This window comes from Microbacterium sp. M1A1_1b (genome assembly GCF_053345565.1).
The window spans coordinates 128,854-148,501 of sequence record NZ_JBKFAJ010000001.1 but is presented as its reverse complement, the minus strand read 5'-3'; the positions used below and the strand labels follow the sequence as shown (position 1 = coordinate 148,501).

General features: G+C 71.7%; 23 protein-coding genes. 2 read left to right on the top strand and 21 right to left on the bottom strand.

The window, feature by feature from the left end; genetic code table 11:
* Positions 1–2 precede the first annotated feature (2 nt).
* The 14 genes from lgt to ACLBWP_RS00625 all read right to left on the bottom strand — a co-directional run bounded on the left by lgt (position 3) and on the right by ACLBWP_RS00625 (position 10,034).
* On the bottom strand, positions 3–995 hold the full coding sequence (gene lgt, locus ACLBWP_RS00690; RefSeq protein ID WP_447653644.1) for a prolipoprotein diacylglyceryl transferase: 993 nt from the start codon (positions 993–995) through the stop codon (positions 3–5).
* A 158-nt stretch (positions 996–1,153) separates the two neighbouring features.
* A complete protein-coding gene (trpA, locus tag ACLBWP_RS00685; protein ID WP_243562042.1) occupies positions 1,154–1,945 on the bottom strand; it encodes a tryptophan synthase subunit alpha in 792 nt (263 codons plus the stop codon).
* Positions 1,942–3,195: a tryptophan synthase subunit beta gene (trpB, locus tag ACLBWP_RS00680; RefSeq protein WP_447653643.1), complete on the bottom strand. Its 1,254-nt coding sequence runs from the start codon at positions 3,193–3,195 to the stop codon at positions 1,942–1,944. Before trpB ends, trpA begins: the two co-directional genes overlap by 4 nt.
* A 7-nt stretch (positions 3,196–3,202) precedes the next feature.
* Positions 3,203–3,976, bottom strand: a complete 774-nt coding sequence (trpC, locus tag ACLBWP_RS00675; protein ID WP_447654242.1) for an indole-3-glycerol phosphate synthase TrpC — start codon at positions 3,974–3,976, stop codon at positions 3,203–3,205.
* A 16-nt stretch (positions 3,977–3,992) separates the two neighbouring features.
* Entirely contained in the window at positions 3,993–4,232 is a 240-nt protein-coding gene (locus ACLBWP_RS00670) for a DUF6704 family protein (protein WP_243562040.1), read from the bottom strand.
* Positions 4,219–4,941 carry a Trp biosynthesis-associated membrane protein gene (locus tag ACLBWP_RS00665; protein WP_447653642.1) on the bottom strand — a complete coding sequence of 241 codons (723 nt, stop codon included), beginning with the start codon at positions 4,939–4,941 and terminating at the stop codon, positions 4,219–4,221. The genes ACLBWP_RS00670 and ACLBWP_RS00665 overlap by 14 nt, the downstream gene beginning before the upstream one ends.
* Positions 4,938–6,503, bottom strand: a complete 1,566-nt coding sequence (locus tag ACLBWP_RS00660) for an anthranilate synthase component I (protein ID WP_447653641.1) — start codon at positions 6,501–6,503, stop codon at positions 4,938–4,940. Before ACLBWP_RS00660 ends, ACLBWP_RS00665 begins: the two co-directional genes overlap by 4 nt.
* Positions 6,500–6,940: a phosphoribosyl-AMP cyclohydrolase gene (hisI, locus tag ACLBWP_RS00655; protein ID WP_447653640.1), complete on the bottom strand. Its 441-nt coding sequence runs from the start codon at positions 6,938–6,940 to the stop codon at positions 6,500–6,502. The genes ACLBWP_RS00660 and hisI overlap by 4 nt, the downstream gene beginning before the upstream one ends.
* Before the next feature lie 7 nt (positions 6,941–6,947).
* Complete coding sequence (gene hisF / locus ACLBWP_RS00650; RefSeq protein ID WP_243562036.1) at positions 6,948–7,745, bottom strand: imidazole glycerol phosphate synthase subunit HisF; 798 nt, start codon at positions 7,743–7,745, stop codon at positions 6,948–6,950.
* Positions 7,742–8,581 carry an ATP phosphoribosyltransferase gene (hisG, locus tag ACLBWP_RS00645; protein ID WP_243562035.1) on the bottom strand — a complete coding sequence of 280 codons (840 nt, stop codon included), beginning with the start codon at positions 8,579–8,581 and terminating at the stop codon, positions 7,742–7,744. The genes hisF and hisG overlap by 4 nt, the downstream gene beginning before the upstream one ends.
* Before the next feature lie 63 nt (positions 8,582–8,644).
* A complete protein-coding gene (locus ACLBWP_RS00640; protein ID WP_243562034.1) occupies positions 8,645–8,908 on the bottom strand; it encodes a phosphoribosyl-ATP diphosphatase in 264 nt (87 codons plus the stop codon).
* A 9-nt stretch (positions 8,909–8,917) separates the two neighbouring features.
* Entirely contained in the window at positions 8,918–9,583 is a 666-nt protein-coding gene (gene rpe / locus ACLBWP_RS00635; protein WP_243562033.1) for a ribulose-phosphate 3-epimerase, read from the bottom strand.
* Positions 9,584–9,606: 23 nt separating this feature from the next.
* A complete protein-coding gene (locus ACLBWP_RS00630) occupies positions 9,607–9,900 on the bottom strand; it encodes a hypothetical protein (RefSeq protein WP_447653639.1) in 294 nt (97 codons plus the stop codon).
* Positions 9,897–10,034: a hypothetical protein gene (locus ACLBWP_RS00625; RefSeq protein WP_447653638.1), complete on the bottom strand. Its 138-nt coding sequence runs from the start codon at positions 10,032–10,034 to the stop codon at positions 9,897–9,899. The genes ACLBWP_RS00630 and ACLBWP_RS00625 overlap by 4 nt, the downstream gene beginning before the upstream one ends.
* Positions 10,035–10,188: 154 nt before the next feature.
* Here ACLBWP_RS00625 and ACLBWP_RS00620 point away from each other — a divergent pair, with 154 nt between their 5' ends.
* Positions 10,189–10,764 carry a hypothetical protein gene (locus ACLBWP_RS00620; RefSeq protein ID WP_447653637.1) on the top strand — a complete coding sequence of 192 codons (576 nt, stop codon included), beginning with the start codon at positions 10,189–10,191 and terminating at the stop codon, positions 10,762–10,764.
* A gap of 39 nt (positions 10,765–10,803) precedes the next feature.
* Here the strand turns inward: ACLBWP_RS00620 and ACLBWP_RS00615 are convergent, their stop codons facing one another.
* The 4 genes from ACLBWP_RS00615 to tdh are packed head-to-tail and all read right to left on the bottom strand — an operon-like array spanning position 10,804 to position 15,544.
* A complete protein-coding gene (locus ACLBWP_RS00615; protein ID WP_447653636.1) occupies positions 10,804–12,339 on the bottom strand; it encodes an RsmB/NOP family class I SAM-dependent RNA methyltransferase in 1,536 nt (511 codons plus the stop codon).
* Positions 12,336–13,274, bottom strand: coding sequence for a methionyl-tRNA formyltransferase (fmt, locus tag ACLBWP_RS00610; RefSeq protein WP_447653635.1), 939 nt, complete (start codon positions 13,272–13,274; stop codon positions 12,336–12,338). Before fmt ends, ACLBWP_RS00615 begins: the two co-directional genes overlap by 4 nt.
* Positions 13,275–13,294: 20 nt before the next feature.
* Complete coding sequence (locus tag ACLBWP_RS00605; RefSeq protein ID WP_447653634.1) at positions 13,295–14,479, bottom strand: glycine C-acetyltransferase; 1,185 nt, start codon at positions 14,477–14,479, stop codon at positions 13,295–13,297.
* Complete coding sequence (gene tdh / locus ACLBWP_RS00600) at positions 14,480–15,544, bottom strand: L-threonine 3-dehydrogenase (RefSeq protein WP_447653633.1); 1,065 nt, start codon at positions 15,542–15,544, stop codon at positions 14,480–14,482.
* Positions 15,545–15,647: 103 nt separating this feature from the next.
* Here tdh and ACLBWP_RS00595 point away from each other — a divergent pair, with 103 nt between their 5' ends.
* Positions 15,648–16,106 carry a DUF4383 domain-containing protein gene (locus tag ACLBWP_RS00595; RefSeq protein ID WP_447653632.1) on the top strand — a complete coding sequence of 153 codons (459 nt, stop codon included), beginning with the start codon at positions 15,648–15,650 and terminating at the stop codon, positions 16,104–16,106.
* 14 nt (positions 16,107–16,120) lie between these two features.
* Here the strand turns inward: ACLBWP_RS00595 and ACLBWP_RS00590 are convergent, their stop codons facing one another.
* From ACLBWP_RS00590 to rpoZ, 3 genes are read right to left on the bottom strand one after another with little or no spacing between them, the layout of a single operon-like run.
* Positions 16,121–18,103, bottom strand: a complete 1,983-nt coding sequence (locus ACLBWP_RS00590) for a primosomal protein N' family DNA-binding protein (RefSeq protein ID WP_447653631.1) — start codon at positions 18,101–18,103, stop codon at positions 16,121–16,123.
* An 8-nt stretch (positions 18,104–18,111) separates the two neighbouring features.
* Positions 18,112–19,326 carry a methionine adenosyltransferase gene (gene metK, locus ACLBWP_RS00585; RefSeq protein ID WP_243562024.1) on the bottom strand — a complete coding sequence of 405 codons (1,215 nt, stop codon included), beginning with the start codon at positions 19,324–19,326 and terminating at the stop codon, positions 18,112–18,114.
* A 5-nt stretch (positions 19,327–19,331) separates the two neighbouring features.
* On the bottom strand, positions 19,332–19,598 hold the full coding sequence (rpoZ, locus tag ACLBWP_RS00580; RefSeq protein ID WP_056124209.1) for a DNA-directed RNA polymerase subunit omega: 267 nt from the start codon (positions 19,596–19,598) through the stop codon (positions 19,332–19,334).
* Positions 19,599–19,648: the final 50 nt, after the last annotated feature.

Sequence of the window (19,648 nt, the reverse complement as noted above, 5' to 3'; positions counted from 1 at the left end):
CGTCAGGATCGGTCGGCAGCAGTGGCGACCGAGGCGGAACCGGCGGCGATGGGTGCGTCGTCACCGTGCTCGGAGTAGGTGTCCTCGGAGTCTACATCGGACGCGGAACGGGGCTGGCGACCCGGCATGTACGGGCTGATCTCCTTGCCCGTGTGCCGCTTCGACTGCACCCAGAAGATGACGAGGCCGATCAGGATCGCAGCGAACGACGCCCACACGTTGGTGCGGATGCCGAAGAAGGTCTCACTCGTGTCGACGCGGATCGACTCGAGCACCGAGCGACCCGTTCCGTACCAGATCAGGTAGAGCGCGAGGACGCGGCCCCATTGCAGCTGGAACTTGCGGTCGATCAGCATGATGACCGCGAAGCCGATGACGTTCCAGATGATCTCGTACAGGAACGTCGGGTGGAACAGGGTCCCCTCGGGCAGCCCGGTCGGGTACGCCGCGTTGGACGACTCGATCTGCAGGCCCCACGGCAGGCTGGTCGGCATGCCGAAGAGCTCGTGGTTGAAGTAGTTGCCGAGCCGGCCGAACGCCTGGGCCAGCAGCATCGCCGGGGCGAGCGCGTCGAGGAAGGTGGTGAACCGCAGGCCGACCTGGCGGCAGCCGAAGTACGCCCCGACGGCACCGAGGATCATCGCGCCGAAGATCGCCAGGCCGCCTTCCCAGATGTAGAGGAACGACAGCGGGTCGCGCCCCGGACCGAAGTAGTCGCTGACGTGGGTGAACACGTGGAACAGCCGGCCACCGACGATGCCGAACGGCACGGTCCAGATCGCGATGTCGATGATGATCCACCGTTCGACACCCCGGGCATTGAGGCGGCTGTTCGTGACGACCACGGCCGCGACGATCCCGAGCAGGATGCAGATCGCGTAGGCGTGGATGCGGAAGTCGAGCGGCAGGGACCAGCCGAACACGTCGTGGAGCCAGGCTGTCAGGTCGAAGTACTGCCAGGCCGTGCTGGGGCTCGGGATGCTCAGGAGGGGCATGGAGGTACTGGCGCCTTTCAGTGCAGCTGTGGTGCCGATCCGGTTGCGTCGACCCCGCAACACTGTAGCGCGGGTGGTGCGCTGGTCAGGAACGAGCGAGCGCTGTCTGTGGAAACCGTGATGCGCACCGGGCCTCCCGGTCGGTCAGTGACGTGACGTCAGCGGCGCGCTGCGCCTGCCGACAGCTCGGCGGCCCGCTGGCCGACACCCGTGACCCCGAGGTCGGCGAGGGCGCGGACGAACGCCGAGCCGACGATCGCACCGTCGGCGTACTCGAGGACCTCGGTCACCTGGTCGGCCGTCGAGATGCCGAGGCCCACGCAGGTGCGGGCGACGCCCGCGTCGCGGAGTCGGGACACGACCGTCCGCGCGGCGACGTCGACGCCGGCACGAGCTCCGGTGACGCCCATGGTGGAGACCGCGTAGACGAAGCCACGGCTGGCGTCGACGGCCTGTTTCATGCGGACGTCCGACGAGGACGGCGCGGCCAAGAACACCCGGTCGAGACCGGTGCGCTCCGAGGCGCCCATCCACTCGCGGGCTTCGTCCGGCACCAGGTCCGGTGTGATGAGACCGGCTGCACCGGCGGCCACCAGGTCGTCGGCGAAGCGCTCGACCCCGTAGCGCAGCACGGGGTTCCAGTAGGTCATCACCAGGACGGGCACGTCGGCGCGCTCGGTGATCCGGTGGACCGCGTCGAAGACCTGTGCGACGCGGAAGCCGTTCGCCAGGCTCTCTTCGGCCGCACGCTGGATGACCGGGCCGTCCATCACCGGGTCGGAGTACGGCAGGCCGAGCTCGATGACGTCGACGCCGTTCTCGGCGAGGGCCACGGCCGCGTCGACACTGGTGTCGATGTCGGGGTACCCGGCGGGCAGGTACCCGACGACGGCACCGGCGCGGTCGGTGTTCGCCTGGTCGATCGTCGACGCGACCGTCTTGTTCGTCACAGCTGCACCGCGTTCTCGTCGAGGACACCGAAGTACCGACTGGCCGAGGCGACGTCCTTGTCACCGCGACCGGACATGTTGACCAGGATGACCCCGTCGGGGCCGAGCTCCTTGCCGAGCTTCATCACGCCGGCCAGTGCGTGCGAGGTCTCGATCGCCGGCAGGATGCCCTCGGTCCGGCTGAGCAGGCGGAACGCCTCCATCGCCTCGGTGTCGGTGATGGGCTCGTACTGTGCGCGGCCGATCGACGCCAGGTACGCGTGCTCGGGTCCGACGCTCGGGTAGTCGAGCCCGGCGGAGATGCTGTGGCTTTCGATGGTCTGGCCGTCCTCGTCCTGCATCAGGTACGACTTGGCGCCCTGCAGCACGCCCTCGCGCCCGAGCGTGATGCTCGCCGCGTGCCGGCCGGTCTCGACGCCGTCGCCACCGGCCTCGTAGCCGAGCAGCCGGACGCCGGCGTCGTCGAGGAACGCCTCGAAGATGCCCATCGCGTTCGAGCCGCCGCCGACGCAGGCCGCGACCGCGTCGGGGAGCCGACCGACCAGGTCGAGGACCTGCTGGCGGGCTTCGATCCCGATCACCTTGTGGAACTCGCGCACCATCTCGGGGAACGGGTGTGGGCCGGCGACCGTGCCGAGCAGGTAGTGCGTCGAGTCGACGTTGGCGACCCAGTCGCGCAGGGCGTCGTTGATCGCGTCCTTGAGCGTGCGGGACCCGGTCTCGACCGGGATCACCTGGGCACCGAGCAGCCGCATCCGGGCGACGTTGAGTGCCTGGCGCTCGGTGTCCACGGCGCCCATGTACACGACGCAGTCCATGCCGAACAACGCGGCCGCGGTGGCCGTGGCGACGCCGTGCTGCCCTGCGCCCGTCTCGGCGATCAGCCGCGTCTTGCCCAGGCGCCGGGCGACCAGGGCCTGCCCGAGCACGTTGTTGATCTTGTGCGAACCGGTGTGGTTGAGGTCCTCGCGCTTCAGCAGCACGCGGGCACCGCCGGCGTGCTCAGCGAAGCGCGGCACCTCGGTGATGATCGACGGCCGACCGGTGTAGTCGCGCTGCAGGGCGTCGAGCTCGGCGTGGAAGGCGGGGTCCGCCCACGCTTCGCGGAAGGCGGCTTCGAGTTCGTCGAGCGCCAGCACGAGGGACTCGGGGACGAACCGTCCGCCGAAGTCGCCGAAGTACGGGCCGTGGAGGTCGCGGAGTGAGGTCACGATGGTGCTCCAGACGAGTCCGGCTCGGGGCCGGACCATCGAGGTGTCAGGCGTCGAGGAACGACGCGAGTGCAGCGGCAGGGTCGGCGCCGGTGACGAGCGCCTCGCCCACCAGGACGACGTCGGCCCCGGCGCGGCGGTAGTGCGCCACGTCGGCGGGGCCCTTGACGGCGGACTCGGCGACACGGACGACCCCGTCGGGGATCCGGTCGGCGAGCGAACCGAACAGGTCGCGGTCGAGGGAGAAGTCGGTGAGGTCGCGGGCGTTGACGCCGAGGATCCGGGCGCCGGCGTCGAGGCCACGCGTGACCTCGTCAGCGGAGTGGGCCTCGACCAGCACGCGCATGCCGAGCTGTTCCGCCAGGTCGTGGAGCTCGACCAGCTGCTGCTGCTCGAGGGCGGCCACGATGAGCAGCACGATGTCGGCACCCGAGGCACGGGCTTCGACCACCTGGTACGGGTCGGCGATGAAGTCCTTGCGGAGCACCGGCACCGACACGCGGGCCTTGACGGCTTCGAGGTCGGCGAGCGAGCCGAGGAACTTGCGCCCCTCGGTCAGCACGCTGATCGCCGAGGCACCACCGCGTTCGTAGTCCGCGGCGAGCCCGGCCGGATCGGTGATCGCGGCCATCGACCCGCGGGACGGGCTGGCGCGCTTGACCTCGGCGAGCACCTTGACGCGCGCACCGGGGGCCAGGAAGTCGAGGGCGTCGAGCGGCGACGCCACCCGGTCGAGGTCACGTTCGACGTCGGCGTACGGCCGGTCGAGGCGACGGGCGGCGGCGTCCTCGAGCGCGCCCGCGACGAGGGTCTCGAGCACGTTCGGCATGCGCGACCTACTCGTTGTGGTGCTTGGGGACGAACTTCGGGCCGTTGACGCCGTAGCCGGCACGACCCATCACCCAACCGACGATGAGTCCGACGACGACGATGCCCGCCGCGGCCCAGACACCCCAGGCCAGGTCGAACCAGAAGCACAGCGTCCCGATCGTGAAGCCCACCAGCATGATGATGACGGACGTCCAGGCTGCCGGCGAGTGGCCTTCGCCGAGTTCTGCGGGCTCAGTGGTGCTCACGGTGCTCCTCGTGGTCGGGTGCGCTGTCGGTCGAACGGCGCGTCTCCGATCCTACCGCGTCGGTCGGGGCCGACCCGGACACGGTGCGGGGTGCGGACGGGTCGGTCACGGCGGCGTCGGTCGGGTCGACGCCCGCGCTCAGGTCGTCCCAGTCGACGATCGCGTCGCGCTGGACGGGCACCTTCGGCGCGGTGGCCTCCGGCGATGCGGCGTACTTGCGGCTGGGACCGGGCCACGAGCCCTGCACGATCAGCACGACGACACCGAGCAGCACGGCGAGCACACCGCCGGCGATCCCGACCACGGGCCACGCGGACACGTCCACGCTGGTCACGACACGGCGCACGGCGGACAGGTCGCTCACCCCGGCGACGTCACCGATCGCGCCCTTCGCGGCACCGACCGGGTCCGCGAGCGCACTGATGCCGGAGACGACGATGCCGACGCCGAGCAGGACCTGGATCACGGCCAGCACCACGCGGACGATGCGCCCGGCGATGGTCATCGCCAGGAACAGCGCGAGCGACGCGATGGCGAACGCGGTGAACTGCGGAACGGCCGCGGAACCGTCGGCCACGACGGTCGACGACACCGCTGCGGCCGCGTCCAGGTGCACGGTGAACCAGGTCTGGGTCCACGACAGCATGACGATGCCGGCGACGACCAGCCCGGCCAGGACGACCATCGGTCGTGACCGGAAGCGCTTCACGAGCGCACCTCGCGCATCTGGTTCGCGGTGGCGACCGCGCGGAGCGGTGCCGCGGCCTTGTTGACGGCCTCGGCGTGCTCGGTCGCGGGGTCGGAGTCGGCGACGAGCCCGGCACCGGCCTGCACGTGGGCGACACCGTCCTGGATCAGGGCCGTGCGGATCGCGATCGCCAGGTCGGCGTCCCCGGCGAAGTCGAAGTACCCGACGACCCCGGCGTACGCCCCGCGCGTGGCGGGCTCGAGCTCGTCGATGATCTGCAGCGCGCGCGGCTTCGGCGCACCCGACAGTGTGCCTGCGGGGAACGTCGCGCGGAAGACGTCGATGGCCGACTGGTCCGGTCGGATCTGCCCCTCGACGCTCGACACCAGGTGCATGATGTGGCTGAACCGCTCGACCGTCATGAACTCCGTGACCGCGACGGTGCCCGGCTCGCAGACCTTCTGCAGGTCGTTGCGGGAAAGGTCGACGAGCATCAGGTGCTCCGCACGTTCCTTCGGGTCCTCGAGCAGGTCCTCGCCGAAGCGGACGTCCTCTTCCGGGGTCGCCCCACGCGGACGCGAACCGGCGATCGGGTGTGTGATGGCACGGCCGCCCTGCACCTTGACGAGCGCCTCGGGTGACGCGCCGACGATCCAGAACGGCTTGCCCGCGGTGTCCTGCAGCGACAGGAAGTACATGTACGGGCTGGGGTTCAGCGTGCGCAGGACCCGGTACACGTCGAGCGGGTCGGCCGTGACCCGGTGGTCGAACCGCTGTGAGATGACGACCTGGAACACGTCGCCGTCGCGGATGAAGTCCTTCGAACGCACCACGGACGCCATGTACTCGTCCGGTGTGGAGCGGTGCGTGGGGGTCGGCTCGGCGATGTCGAAGGCCTGTGCCACGGTGGCGACGGTCGGCTGCACCAGGTCGGCCTGCATGCGGTCGAGGCGTTCCTGGGCGCCGGTCCACATCGCATCGGCGTCGTCGGTGCCGTCGTTGAGCGCACTCGCGACCAGCAGGACCAGGCCGGTCCGGTGGTCCAGCGCGACCATCTCGGCGACGAAGGCCAGCGACTGTCCGGGCACGTCGAAGTCGGCTGCGGGGACGTCCGGCAGGTGTTCGAGCTGGCGGACGGCCTCCCATCCGATGAACCCGACCATGCCGCCGACCAGCGGCGGCGTGCCGGGGACGCGCGGCGTGGCCCAGCGTTCGTGCAGTCGTGCCAGGACCTCGAGCGGCTGTCCGTCGAGCGAGCCGACGGCGCGGTCGGCGCTCATCCCGGTGTCGATCCACGCGGCGCGGTCGCCGTCCTGGGTCAGGACGCCGAAGCTGCGCACACCGACGAAGGACCAGCGGGACCACAGGCCGCCCTGGCCGGCGGACTCGAGCAGGAACGACCCGGGGCGGCCGTCGGCCAGCTTGCGGTAGACGCCGACGGGCGTCTCGCTGTCGGCGTAGAGCGCACGGACGACGGGGACGACGCGGTGGCCGTCGGCCACCAGGTCGTCGAACTCCGGACGGGAGGTCGTGTGCGGCTTGTCGGGGACCGTTGCGGCGGGCGCGGGGGTCGTCGTGGTCATCGGGTCGCCTCCGTCGCGTCGGCCGCCGGGCTGTCGACCACAGGAGCCGCAGCCGCAGCCGGGGCTGCCTGCGCGGACGCCGTGACCGGGTCGAGCGGGTCGACGTCGAAGCAGCGGTGCGCACCGGTGTGGCAGGCCGCTCCGACCTGTTCGACGGTGACCAGCAGGGTGTCGTCGTCGCAGTCCAGCGCCGCCGCACGCACGTACTGGGCGTGACCGGAGGTGTCGCCCTTGCGCCAGTACTCCTGCCGCGAGCGGGACCAGAAGGTCACCCGCCCCTCGGTCAGGGTGCGGCGGAGGGCTTCGCGGTCCATGTAGCCGAGCATGAGGACGTCCTTCGACGATTCTTCTTGCACGACTGCCGGGAGCAGCCCGTCCGCCCCGAAGTGCGCGCGGTCGAGGACCGCTTCGGTGATGGTGCTGGTGCTGTCGGTCATCAGGCTCCTAGCGTACGGCGTGCCCGGACTCCCGCAGGGCGTCCTTGACGTCGCCGATGGTCATCTCGCCGCGGTGGAACACGCTCGCCGCGAGCACGGCGTCCGCGCCGGCGTCGACGGCGGGTGCGAAGTGCTCGACCCGCCCGGCGCCGCCCGAGGCGATCACCGGGACGCTCGACACCGCGCGGACGGCACGGACCAGCTCGAGGTCGAAGCCGTTCTTCGTGCCGTCGGCGTCGATCGAGTTGACCAGCAGCTCGCCGGCGCCACGCTCGACCGCCTCGGTGGCCCACTGGATCGCGTCGAGGTCGGACTCGGTGCGCCCGCCGTGTGTCGTGACGACGAAGCCGGAGCGCATCCGGTCGGACCGCTTGACGTCGAGCGACAGGACGACGGCCTGGGCGCCGAACCGGTCGGCGATCTCCCCCACCAGGTCGGGGCGGGCGATCGCGGCGCTGTTCACACCGATCTTGTCCGCGCCGCACTGCTGCAGCCGCGAGACGTCGTCGACACTGCGCACGCCGCCGCCGACCGTGAGCGGGATGAAGACCTGCTCGGCCGTCCGGGTGACGGTGTCGTACATGGTCGATCGGTTCTCGACGGTGGCCCCCACGTCGAGGAACGTCAGTTCGTCGGCTCCCTGCTCGTAGTAGCGCGCGGCGAGTTCGACCGGGTCGCCGGCGTCCTGCAGGTCCAGGAAGTTCACGCCCTTGACGACGCGGCCACCCGAGACGTCCAGGCACGGCACGACGCGGACGGCGACCCCGCCACGACCTGCGGCAGCGGTGCTCGTGACGTCGGTCACAGGCGTGCGGCGTGGATCGGGCTGACCAGGATCGCGCGGGCGCCGAGGTCGTACAGCGCGTCCATGATCAGGTTCGCGTCGTCGCGCGGGATCATCACGCGCACCGCGGACCAGTCCCGCCCGTGCAGGGGCGACACCGTCGGCGACTCGATGCCCGAGGCGACGGCCGTCGCCTGTTCGAGCAGGTCGGTCGGGATGTCGTAGTCGAGCATCACGTAGCCGCGCGCGACCAGGACACCCTGCAGCCGGCGGCGCAGGACGTCGATGCCGGGGATGGTCTCGTCGGTGCTGATGAGCAGCGCCGTCGACTCGAGGATGACCGGTCCGAAGATCTCGAGGCCCGCGGCACGGAGCGTGCTGCCCGTCGAGACGACGTCGGCCACCGCGTCGGCGACCCCCAGGCGCACCGCACTCTCGACCGCACCGTCGAGCTTGACGAGCGTGGCGGTCACGCCGTGACGCCCCAGGAACTCGCCGACCAGACCGGGGTAGCTCGTCGCGACCCGGACGCCGTCCAGGTCCTGCAGGTCGCTGTAGCGACCAGGCGTGCCGGCGAACCGGAACGTCGAGTCGGCGAACCCGAGCGCGTCGACCTCGTGCGCCTGGGACCCGGAGTCGAGCAGCAGGTCGCGGCCCGTGATCCCGACGTCGAGCGCGCCGGACCCCACGTAGGTGGCGATGTCCCGCGGTCGCAGGAAGAAGAACTCGACGCCGTTGCGCTCGTCGAGCAGGTGGAGGGCCTTCGGGTCGCGGCGGCCGGCGTACCCGGCCTCGCGCAGCATCTCGGAGGCGGTCTCGGAGAGTGAGCCCTTGTTGGGCACGGCGATGCGGAGCATCAGGGTCTGCTTTCTGGTCGGCTGGGTCGGGTGACGGTTCTGTCGGGTGCGCCGGGGCGCGTCCTACAGATGTCGCCAGACGTCCGCCGGGGTCAGGCCCTTGGCGATCATCAGGACCTGCAGGTGGTAGACGAGCTGGGAGATCTCTTCCGAGGTGCGCTCGTCGCCCTCGTACTCGGCCGCCATCCAGACCTCGGCCGCTTCTTCCACGATCTTCTTGCCGATCTGGTGCACGCCGGCATCGAGTTCGGCGACGGTGCCGGAGCCCTCGGGGCGCGTGGCGGCCTTGTCGGTCAGCTCCGCGAACAGGTCGTCGAACGTCTTCACGCTCCCAGGCTACCGTCCCGCGAGGGCACGGTGCGCCGCGTCGCGGAGGTCCTGGATGCGCGACGCCGGTTCACCGCCGTAGACCGCCGATCCCGCGACCAGCGTGTCCGCACCGTTCCGCACCGCGGTCGGGACGGTGTCGACCGCGATGCCGCCGTCGACCTCGAGCCACACGTCGAGCCCCGACGCGTCGACCGCTGCCCGGGCGTCGGCGAGCTTCGGCATCACGTCGGCCATGAAGGACTGCCCGCCGAACCCGGGCTCCACCGTCATGACGAGGATCATGTCGTACGCGTCCAGGTGGGCCAGCACGGGGGCGATCGACGTGCCGGGCTTCACCGCGACGGCGGCACGGGCACCGTTCGACCGGATGGCGCGAGCCGTGGCCAGCGCATCCGTCGCTGCCTCGTAGTGGAACGTGACGCTCGCAGCGCCCGTCTCCGCGTACTTCGGTGCCTGCGTGTCGGCGTCGGTGATCATCAGGTGCACGTCGAGCGGGACGGGCGAGACCTGCTGCAGGCGCTCCACGATCGGCAGCCCCAGGGTCAGGTTCGGCACGAAGTGGTTGTCCATGACGTCGACGTGCACCATGTCAGCGGTGGCGATGCGCTCGAGCTCTCGCTCGAGGTTCGCGAAGTCGGCGGACAGGATGCTCGGCGAGATGCGGATCGTCACCCGCCAACCCTACCGACCACGGCTCAGTGCCACAGTGGGGACGACCTCCAGTCGTCTGGAGCCCCGGTCACCGTGAGTGGCACCTGTCCGGTCGCCGGCCACGATCCCAGGACACGGATGAGGTCGGCGTCCGGTCCGAGCTCGAGCGCACCGCGGAGGTACTGCAACAACGACAGCTGTCCGAAGGCCCGGTTGGTCACCGGAGCGATCGCATCGAGGGCCGGGACCAGACCAGGGGCTGGCAGCTTCGGGCGCTTCGAGTACACGCGGTTGAACAGACGGCCGTGGTGCGCGCAGGCGTTCCGGACGATGTTCAACGCGCGGAGCCACGAGACCAGCTGCGGCGCTCGAGCCAGTCCAGTGCCCACTCGCGGTCGTCGACGTGCAGGCCCCGCTCCTGCAGGCGATGGAGCTGCTGGTCGTAGGTCTGGAAGGGCTTCGTCCGCCCCATGAACGCCCCCCTCGAACGAAGAGGACCGGCCCTGGACCTGCAGCAGCAGGCGGAACCGGTCTTGTCCCACCAACATATCACGAACGGGCGAGCGGCGCACCCTGGTCGCAAGTGCGTCTTCCTCCGCAGCCCGTTCCACCCGTAGGCTGCGGACATGACGGATGTTCAGCCAGAGTCCATCCTCGTGCAGGTCACGTTCGCCGGGGACGACGGTGCCCCGCTGACCGACGTGATCCGGAACCAGCAGGACGTGCTCGAGGTCCTGGACTTCGCGCTCTTCCTGACGCACGGCGACGTGGTGCGCTGGACCAACGGCGGCGGCCGGGGGCAGATCCGACTGGCGCGACTGGACCACGGCACGCCCGTCACGATGGACCTCGAGCTGGTGATGTCCGGCGGGCTCGGACTCACCCACGCCGACGCCCTGGCAGGTGTGACGGCCGCCGGCACCGTCCTGCTCACGGCCGCGGGCAGCGTGCGGGGTGACGCCGCCGCTGACACGCCGGACCACTCGGCCCGTCAGACGGCCACGGACGCCGAGAAGCACGTCGTCGAGGCCATGGAGCGCGTCGCCTACGACGCCCGCGGCACGGACATGGCGTGGCGGATCCGCGAGGCCGAGGAGCAGACCGTCACGAGCCCCGAGGGCACGACCGGCAAGGGCCTGCGCTTCGTCCGTGCCGCCGGGCGGCTCGCCCGCAGGGACGGGTTCGACTTCCGCGTCGAGTGAGTGCACGGCCGACCGCGCCGACGAGGCGCGGACGGCGTGTCACACCCGGCGGAACAGCGCGATGAACATCGCGTCGGTGCCCACCCGGTGCGGCCAGAGCTGCGCGGTCATGCCGTCCGCGACCTGCGGGTCCCGGGCAGCGACCGACCGCACGACCGCCGCGGTGTCGACCTGCTCGAGCACGTCGCCGTGCCGGGCCATCAGGGCGTCGACCTGCCCGCGCGTCTCGGCCAGGTGCGGCGAACACGTGACGTACGCCAGGGTGCCGCCCGGGGCCAGCACGCGCACGGCGGCGTCGAGCAGCTCCCGCTGCAGCTCGGCGAGTTCCTGGACGTCCTCGGGGACCTTGCGCCACCGGGCCTCCGGTCGACGTCGCAGCGCGCCGAGGCCGGTGCACGGCGCATCGAGCAATACCCGGTCGTAGGTCACGCCGGCGCCGTCCTGCCCGTACCGACGGGCGTCGCCCTCGATGACCGTGACCGTGTCGCCGAACTGGGCGAGGGCCTGCCGCACCAGCCCGGCACGTGCCGGGACGAGCTCGTTCGCGACGAGCGTCGCACCGCCCTGGGCCGCCTCGGCCGCCAGCAGTGCGGCCTTCCCCCCGGGCCCGGCGCACAGGTCCAGCCACCGCTCCCCCGCGCGGACGGCGGACGACCGGCTCAGCGCGAGCGCCGCCAGCTGCGATCCCTCGTCCTGCACGCGCAACCGACCCGCCGCGACCCCGGGCACCCGGGCGGGGTCGCCGGTCACGCCGCGGATCCCGACGGGCGAGACCGGCAGGGAGTCGGCGTCCGGGGCGACGTGGGCGTCCGCCACGGCGTCCGCATCGGTCCGGACAGGAGGCCCGGGTGCGGCCGCGTCGTCGTCCTGCGCTGCGTCGACATGCTGCTCGCCATCCGGGGTCGCCCGCACGACCGCGGTCACCTCGGCGACGTCGGCGTCGGTCGCGAGACCGGGCAGTGCGGCGAGCTGGACGCGCGGAGCGACGTCGTCGGCCGCCAACAGCGCGACGAGCTCGTCACGGGACCGCTCTGCCGCCAGGGCATCGCGCAACGACGCCACCACCCAGGCGGGGTGCGACCAGCGCGTGGCCAGGAGCTCGTCGCCGGTCAGTCCGCGGGTGATCTCCGTGTCCCACTCCCCTGGGGTCTTCGCGGCGACCTTGCGCATCACGGCGTTGACGAACCCCGTGGCGCGGTGGGCGCCGACCTCGCGAGTCAGCTCGACGGTCGCCGAGACCGCTGCGTGCGTCGGCGTGCGCATCGCGAGCAGCTGGTGGACCCCCAGGCGCAGCACGTCGAGCACGTCGGCCTCGACGTTCGCGACCCGGCGTCCGGAGGCGGCCTCGATGACGGCGTCGTACCGGCCGATCATCCGGATGGTGCCGTAGGTGAGTTCGGTGGCGAACCCGGCGTCACGGGGTGACAGGGCGGCGCGTCGGATGCGCGTGGGCAGCAGCAGGTTCGCGTAGGCGTCGTCGACCTGCACCGCCCGGATGACGTCGAACGCCACGCGACGGGCACTCGGGCCGCGCACCGTGCGCGACGGCTGCTCGCGATGCTGGTGGGGGCTCATGCCAGGACCTTCCCGTCGAGCGCGCCGAGGCCCCGGGCCCAGGCGGCGGCGTCCATCGGCTTCTTGCCCGCGGGCTGCACCTCGGTGAGCACCAGCGGACCGTCGGCGGTGCCGACCAGCAGCAGGCCGTTCTGCACCGTCAGCGCGCCCGGCGCGAGCGACGGGGCGGACTGCTCCGGGCCTCCAGGCAGGGAGCGCGTTGCGCGCAGCAGCTTGACGCGCGTGTCGCCCAGGTGCGCGAAGGCGCCGGGCTCGGGCGTGACCCCGCGGACGTGCGCGTGCACCGCTGCGGCGGGCCGGGCGAAGTCGACGTGGCCGTCCTCGATCGTGGTCTTCGGCGCGGTGGTCGGTTCGCCGATCTGCTCGGTGGCGATCGCGGTGCCGTCCGCGATGCCGTCGACGACGTGCGCGACGACCTCGGCGCCCGTCTCGGCCATCGCGGCGAGCACGTCGCCGGCGGTGGCCTCCGGGTCGATGGTGAACGGTTCGGACGCGAACACCGGGCCGGCGTCGAGGGCCTCGACCAGCTGGAAGACCGTGGCCGCGGTGCGGGTGTCACCGGCCATCACGGCGCGCTGGACCGGAGCCGCACCGCGGTACGCCGGCAGGTCGGAGAAGTGCAGGTTGATCCAGCCGTGCCGCGGGGTGTCGAGCGCGGCGCGTCGGAGCAGCGCCCCGTAGGCGACGATGACCCCCAGGTCGACGTCGAGGTCGGCGAGCTGCGCGGTGACCGTGTCGTCGACGCGGACGGCCTGGATCACGGGCAGGCCGAGCTCGGCCGCTGCCTGGGCGACGGGGGTCGGGGTCAGGACCCGCTTGCGGCCCTGCGGTGTCGGCGGGCGCGTCAGCACCGCGGCGATCTCGTGGTCCGAGGCCGCGAGCCGACGGAGGGTGGGGACGGCCGCAGCGGGGCTGCCGGCGACGACGAGACGCATGGCCCCGATCCTCCCATGCCTCAGGTCGTCGTCACCGCCGCGCGGGACGCGGTGAACGCCCGGACGCAGGCGTCGATCTGCTCGTCCGTGTGGGCGGCGGACAGCTGGACCCGGATCCGCGCCCGCCCCGTCGGCACCACCGGGTAGCTGAAAGCCGTGACGTACACGCCGCGCGCCTGCATCTCGGTCGCGATGCGTGCCGTCAGCGCCGCGTCGTGGAACATCACCGGCACGATCGGGTGCTCGCCGGGCAGCAGGTCGAACCCGGCCTCGGTCATCGCGCTCCGGAAGCGCTCGGCGTTGTGCACGAGCCGGGCCCGGGCGTCGTCGGACCGCTCGATGAGGTCCAGCGCCGCGACCGTCCCCGCGACGATCACGGGTGCGAGCGCGTTCGAGAACAGGTACGGGCGGGAGCGCTGGCGCAGCAGGTCCACGATCTCCTGCCGGCTCGACACGTACCCGCCCGACGCGCCACCCAGCGCCTTGCCGAACGTCCCCGTGTACACGTCGACACGGTCCGCGACGCCGCACAGCTCGGGCGTCCCGCGGCCGTGCTCGCCGACGAAACCGACCGCGTGCGAGTCGTCGACGATGACGAGCGCGTCGTACTGCTCGGCGAGGTCGCAGATCGCCGCCAGCGGAGCGATCGAGCCGTCCATCGAGAACACCCCGTCGGTCACGATCGCGCGGAACCGGGCGTCTCCCGCCGCGACGAGCTGCGCCTCGAGGTCCTGCACGTCGCGGTTGCGGTAGCGGAAGCGCTGCGCCTTGCTGAGCCGGACGCCGTCGATGATCGAGGCGTGGTTGAGCTCGTCCGAGATGATCGCGTCCTCGGCTCCGAGCAGCACCTCGAACAGGCCGCCGTTCGCGTCGAAGCACGACGAGTACAGGATGGTCGCCTCGGTGCCCAGGAAGGCCGACACCCGGCGTTCCAGGTCGAGGTGCAGGTCCTGCGTGCCGCAGATGAACCGCACGCTGGCCATCCCGTAGCCCCAGCGGTCGAGGGCGTCCTTCGCCGCCTCGACCAGGTCCGGGGAGTCCGCCAGCCCCAGGTAGTTGTTCGCACAGAAGTTGAGCAGCTCGGCACCGTCGGCGTGGATCGACGCACGCTGCGGCCCCGTGATCCCCCGCTCGTGCTTCGTCAGCCCCGCTGCCTCGATGCCGGTGAGCTCGCCCGCCAGGTGGTCCTTGATCGCGCCGTACACCTAGATCTCCGTCCAGTCGATGACGACCTTGCCGCCGTCTGCCGTTGCTGCTGCGTCGAACGCCCGCTCCCACTGTCGTGCCGGGAACCGCTCGGTCACCAGGGACCCGATCCGGTCGCGCAGGGTGCTGCTGCTCTGCAGCATCGAGCTCATGGTCTGCCACGTCTCGAACATCTCGCGGCCGTAGATGCCCTTCACCGTGAGCATGTGCGTGACGACGAGCCCCCAGTCCACCGCGATCGCACTCGACGGCAACCCCAGCATCGCGATCCGGCCACCGTGGTTCATGTTCGCGACCATCGACGGCAGGGCACTCGGCGCACCGGACATCTCGAAGCCCACGTCGAAGCCCTCGCGCATCCCCAGCGTGTGCTGCGCCCCGCGGACCACGTCGGCGGGGGTCTGCGTCGCGGTGCCGCGGACGTCGACGGCCAGGTCGGCGCCCATGTCCGTGGCCATCGCGAGCCGGTTCGCGCTGACGTCCGTGCCGACGACGAACCGGGCACCCGCGTGCCGGGCGACGGCGATCGCCATCAGACCGATCGGGCCGCAGCCGGTGACCAGCACGTCCTCACCGACCACCGGGAACGCCAGGGCCGTGTGCACCGCGTTGCCGAGCGGGTCGAACAGCGCACCGACCTCGGGGTCGACCGGACCGTGGTGCACCCAGACGTTCGCACCGGGCAGGGTCAGCAGCTCGGCGAACGCGCCGTCGCGCTGGACCCCGAGGCCCCTGGTGCGGATGCACATCTGCCGGCGACCGGCGCGACAGTTCCGACACGTGCCGCACACGATGTGTCCCTCGCCGGAGACCAGGTCACCGACCGCGACGTCGCGCACGGCCGGACCGACCTCGACCACCTCGCCGCAGAACTCGTGCCCGGGGACGAGCGGTGCCGTGACCGCCGAGGCCGCCCAGTCGTCCCACCGCCGGATGTGCAGGTCGGTGCCGCAGATCCCGGTGCGCAGCACGCGGATCAGGACCTCGTCCTCGGTCGGGACCGGATCGGGTCGTTCGGTCATCACCAGGCCGGGTGCGGCCTCGGGTTTGTACAACGCGCGCATGCGTCCACCTCGTCGTGGGTCTGCTGGTGAGCGACTCGTGATCGCTCACCCCCACCCTTCCACATCGGAACGGGTCCGTCGGCGCATGGGTACGTTCGCATGCATGGCAGACGTCCTCACCTCCAGCACCCGGTACGCGGGTTCCTCCATCCAGAAGGCCACGCTCGTCGTCGGGGTCGTGTTCCTGCTCGTCGGGATCGCGGGGTTCGTCCCCGGCCTGACCACCGGGTCGCTCGCAGGCGCCGGGCACGGCTCGATGGCGATGCTGCTCGGGCTGTTCCAGGTGTCCGTGCTGCACAACGTCGTCCACCTGTTGTTCGGTGTGGTCGGGCTGGTCGCGGCGACCCAGGCGACCGGGTCCCGCATGTACCTGGTCATCGGCGGCATCGTCTACCTGGTGTTGTTCGTCTACGGGCTCTTCACCGCGGGCCACGACTCCGGTGCCAACTTCGTGCCGCTGAACACCGCGGACAACTGGCTGCACCTGCTGCTGTCGGGCGGCATGGTCGCGCTCGGTGTGCTGCTGCCCCGGGTCGGGACGCGGCCGGCCGCGCGCGCCTGACGGGACCCTGCTGGTCAGACCTCGGAGAACGGCTCGGCGTCGTCGAGTCGGACCCGCAGCGCCGGTGCGGCCCGTCGGCGGTTGCCGCCGGGCAGCACCCGCCGGGTCGACGACCGCCGGATCACCTCGGCCTTGAGCGTCGCCGCCACCTCGGCACCGTGCGCGTAGGGGAACCGCACGATCGCCCGGACGGTGTCCGGCGTGGGGTCGTCGACCGGGACCGGCCCGAGCACCGGCCCGACCGGGGCCTCGCCCAGGGCCTCGACCGCTGCCGTCACCGCTTGCTCGGTGCCGGTCAGGGTGGCGACACGGACCGCCGGCGGGAACAGGAGTTCGCGGCGGTCGACCAGCTCGTCGTGGGCGGGTCCGTCGAGCTTCCAGAGCGCCAGCGCCGTGGCCAGCCGGCCGCCGATCCCGACCAGGTAGGTCTCGGCCCCCGGTGCGCCCTTGGCGGCCGCGTTCGTCCAGAAGCGCAGCACCTCTTCCTGCACGCGCAGGCCCTCGCGCGCCAGCATCCGCTCGCCGTCGAGCAGCAGCACGCACGCGAACCCGCCCGGTGTCGAGGGCTCGGCCCCGCGCGTCGCCACGACGACCGCCGGCTGCGCCGGGACCTCGTCGATCGGCCGTGAGCCGTCGGCAACCACGATCCGGGTGCCCGGGAACGCCCGGCCGAGTTCGTCCGCGGTCCGCTGCGCCCCCTGCCCGACGGGCTTGAGCTTGCCGCCGCCGCACGTCGGGCAGCGGTACCCGACGGCCAGCGCACCGCAGAAGCGGCACTGCGGGACGGCGCCGTGCGTGGGGCTGCCGAGCGGTCCCCCGCAGACCCGACAGTGCGCTCGCTCGCCACAGTCGGCGCAGACGAGTCCGGTGCCGAAGCCGGGGCTGGCGACCTGCACCAGGACCGGCCCGACGCGACTGGCCTCGCGCGCGGCACGCCAGGCGCTGCTCGGGATCCGTGCCTGGGCGGCGAACCCCTCGGCCGAGGCCTGCTGCAGGGTCGGGATGACCTTCGGCACGGCAGCCCGGTACGGCGTGACGTCGTCGAGCCAGTGCAGCTCGACGAGCCGCTGCACGTCGGTGCTGCGGGCGTGCGCCAGGAACAGCAGTGCGGCCCCGGACTGCGCTGCCCGCACGAGTGCGACGTCGCGCGTGTGCACGTAGGGGGCCCGTGGTTCGATGAAGGACGCGTCGCCGTCGTCCCACATCGCGATCAGCCCGAGGTCGTCGGCGGGCGCGTACATCGCCGTCCGGTTGCCGATCGCGACGACCGCGTGCGTCCGCGCCCGCAGCAGTGCCTTGGCCCGCTGCCCGTTCGTCTGCTTGGCGTCGAACCGGACCACCCGGTCGGACGGCAGGACCGCGAGCAGCGCGCGCTCGAGGTCCGTGAGGTCGCGGAAGTCCGGCACCGCGATCACCGCCGAACGCTCCCCCGCGACCGTGCGCGCAGCGGCCTGGGCCAGGGTCGCCGCCCAGCCGGGCACCCACACAGGGTCACCGCCCTCGACGTCGAGCTGCACCGGGTGCGGGATCGCCGACACCGCCGCGCGACCGTTCGAGGCCAGGGTGTCCTCGACCACGCCGGGCGCGTAGCCCGTGACCGCCGGCGGGACCACCGGGTCGGGGACGTGGTCGGGGTTGCGTGCCAGCCAGGCCTTCTCGGCTCGGACCTGCCGTGTCGGCACCGCGAGTCGGAGCACGTCCGAGGCGACACCGGCCGCGCGGTCCGCAACGGCGCGCGCGAGCTTCCAGATCTCCGGCGCGAGCACCGGCACGGGGCTGACGAGCGTCTCGATCGCGCTCAGCTCACCCGGCCAGTCCCCCTCGGAGACCACCTCGACGACGTACGCGTCGGAGATCCGAGCCCCGGTGCGCAACGGCACCTTCACCCGGACCCCGGGCACGCACGCGTCCTGCAGCTCGTCCGGCACCCGGTAGTCGAACAGCCGGTCGAGCTGCGGGAGCGGCGAGTCCAGGACGACGCGCGCGACGGTGGTCACACGGTGCCCTAGACGGCGGCGGTGACGAGTCCTGCGGCCTGGCGGAGTTCGTCGACGCGGTCGAGCTGCTCCCAGGTGAACCCGGGGAGCTCACGGCCGAAGTGGCCGTACGTCGCGGTCTGCGCGTACCGCGGCACGAGCAGGTCCAGGTCACGGATGATCGCCGCGGGACGCAGATCGAACACCTGGGCGATGGCGGCCTCGATCGTGGCGTCGTCGACGTGCCCGGTGCCGAAGGACTCGACGTACAGGCCCACGGGCTTGGCGCGGCCGATCGCGTAGGCGACCTGTACCTCGAGCCGGTCGGCGAGCCCCGCGGCGACGGCGTTCTTCGCCACCCATCGCAGCGCGTACGCAGCGGACCGGTCGACCTTGGACGGGTCCTTGCCGCTGAACGCGCCGCCACCGTGGCGGGACGCCCCACCGTACGTGTCGACGATGACCTTGCGACCGGTGAGTCCGGCGTCGCCCTGCGGCCCACCGATCTCGAACCGACCGGTGGGGTTCACGATGACCTCGACGTGCGCGGAGTCGAGCTCGACCAGGTCGAGCACGGGACGGATCACGTGCTCGGTGATCGCCGCGGTCAGGTCGTCGAGCGTGACCGACGGGGAGTGCTGCGTCGACACGACGACGGTCTCGACGGTCTTCGGCACGACGCCGTCGTACCCGACCGTCACCTGGGTCTTGCCGTCCGGGCGCAGGAAGGGCAGCTCGCCCGACTTGCGGACCGCGGCCAGTCGCTCGGCCAGGCGGTGCGCCAGCCAGATCGCGACGGGCATGTACTCGGGGGTCTCGTTCGTGGCGAACCCGAACATGATCCCCTGGTCGCCCGCACCCTGGCGGTCGAGCGGGTCGACACCGGCGCCCGAACGCGAGTCCAGCGACTCGTCGACGCCCTGCGCGATGTCCGGCGACTGTGCACCGATCGACACCTCGACGCCGCACGTGGCACCGTCGAAGCTGACCTCGGACGAGTTGTACCCGATGCCCGTGATGACGTCACGGACCAGCTTCGGGATCTCGACGTAGCCCGAGGTCGTGACCTCGCCCGCGACGTGCACGAGCCCGGTCGTGACCATCGTCTCGACCGCGACCCGAGCGTGCGGGTCGACGGCCAGCAGCGCGTCGAGGATGGTGTCCGAGATCTGGTCACAGATCTTGTCGGGGTGGCCTTCGGTCACCGACTCGGACGTGAACAGGCGCAGCGTGCTGGACGTCACCGGGCTCAGACGGTGGGCTGCGGCTGCTGCTTGGTGACGGTGAGCTTGTCCTCGTTGATCTCGTGGAGGGCCACCGACAGCGGCTTGTCGTCGATCGTCGAGTCGACGAGCGGACCGACGTTGTCGAAGAGCGAGCCCTCGTGCAGGTCGGCGTAGTAGTCGTTGATCTGGCGCGCACGCTTCGACGCGAAGATGACGAGCGCGTACTTCGACTCGACCTTGGACAGCAGGTCGTCGATGGGCGGGTCGATGATGCCCTGGGGGTTGGCCATGGTGTCTCCTGTCAACGTTCGTGTCGCACCCGATGGGTACAGGGCGCTCC

What these genes read in the sequence shown, in the direction of transcription:
- lgt (WP_447653644.1), bottom strand. Translation starts at nt 995, where the DNA reads ATGCCCCTCCTGAGCATCCCGAGCCCCAGCACGGCCTGGCAGTACTTC.
- trpB (WP_447653643.1), bottom strand. Translation starts at nt 3,195, where the DNA reads ATGGTCCGGCCCCGAGCCGGACTCGTCTGGAGCACCATCGTGACCTCA.
- ACLBWP_RS00660 (WP_447653641.1), bottom strand. Translation starts at nt 6,503, where the DNA reads ATGACCACGACGACCCCCGCGCCCGCCGCAACGGTCCCCGACAAGCCG.
- hisI (WP_447653640.1), bottom strand. Translation starts at nt 6,940, where the DNA reads ATGACCGACAGCACCAGCACCATCACCGAAGCGGTCCTCGACCGCGCG.
- hisG (WP_243562035.1), bottom strand. Translation starts at nt 8,581, where the DNA reads ATGCTCCGCATCGCCGTGCCCAACAAGGGCTCACTCTCCGAGACCGCC.
- ACLBWP_RS00625 (WP_447653638.1), bottom strand. Translation starts at nt 10,034, where the DNA reads ATGGGGCGGACGAAGCCCTTCCAGACCTACGACCAGCAGCTCCATCGC.
- ACLBWP_RS00620 (WP_447653637.1), top strand. Translation starts at nt 10,189, where the DNA reads ATGACGGATGTTCAGCCAGAGTCCATCCTCGTGCAGGTCACGTTCGCC.
- ACLBWP_RS00615 (WP_447653636.1), bottom strand. Translation starts at nt 12,339, where the DNA reads ATGAGCCCCCACCAGCATCGCGAGCAGCCGTCGCGCACGGTGCGCGGC.
- fmt (WP_447653635.1), bottom strand. Translation starts at nt 13,274, where the DNA reads ATGCGTCTCGTCGTCGCCGGCAGCCCCGCTGCGGCCGTCCCCACCCTC.
- tdh (WP_447653633.1), bottom strand. Translation starts at nt 15,544, where the DNA reads ATGCGCGCGTTGTACAAACCCGAGGCCGCACCCGGCCTGGTGATGACC.
- ACLBWP_RS00595 (WP_447653632.1), top strand. Translation starts at nt 15,648, where the DNA reads ATGGCAGACGTCCTCACCTCCAGCACCCGGTACGCGGGTTCCTCCATC.
- rpoZ (WP_056124209.1), bottom strand. Translation starts at nt 19,598, where the DNA reads ATGGCCAACCCCCAGGGCATCATCGACCCGCCCATCGACGACCTGCTG.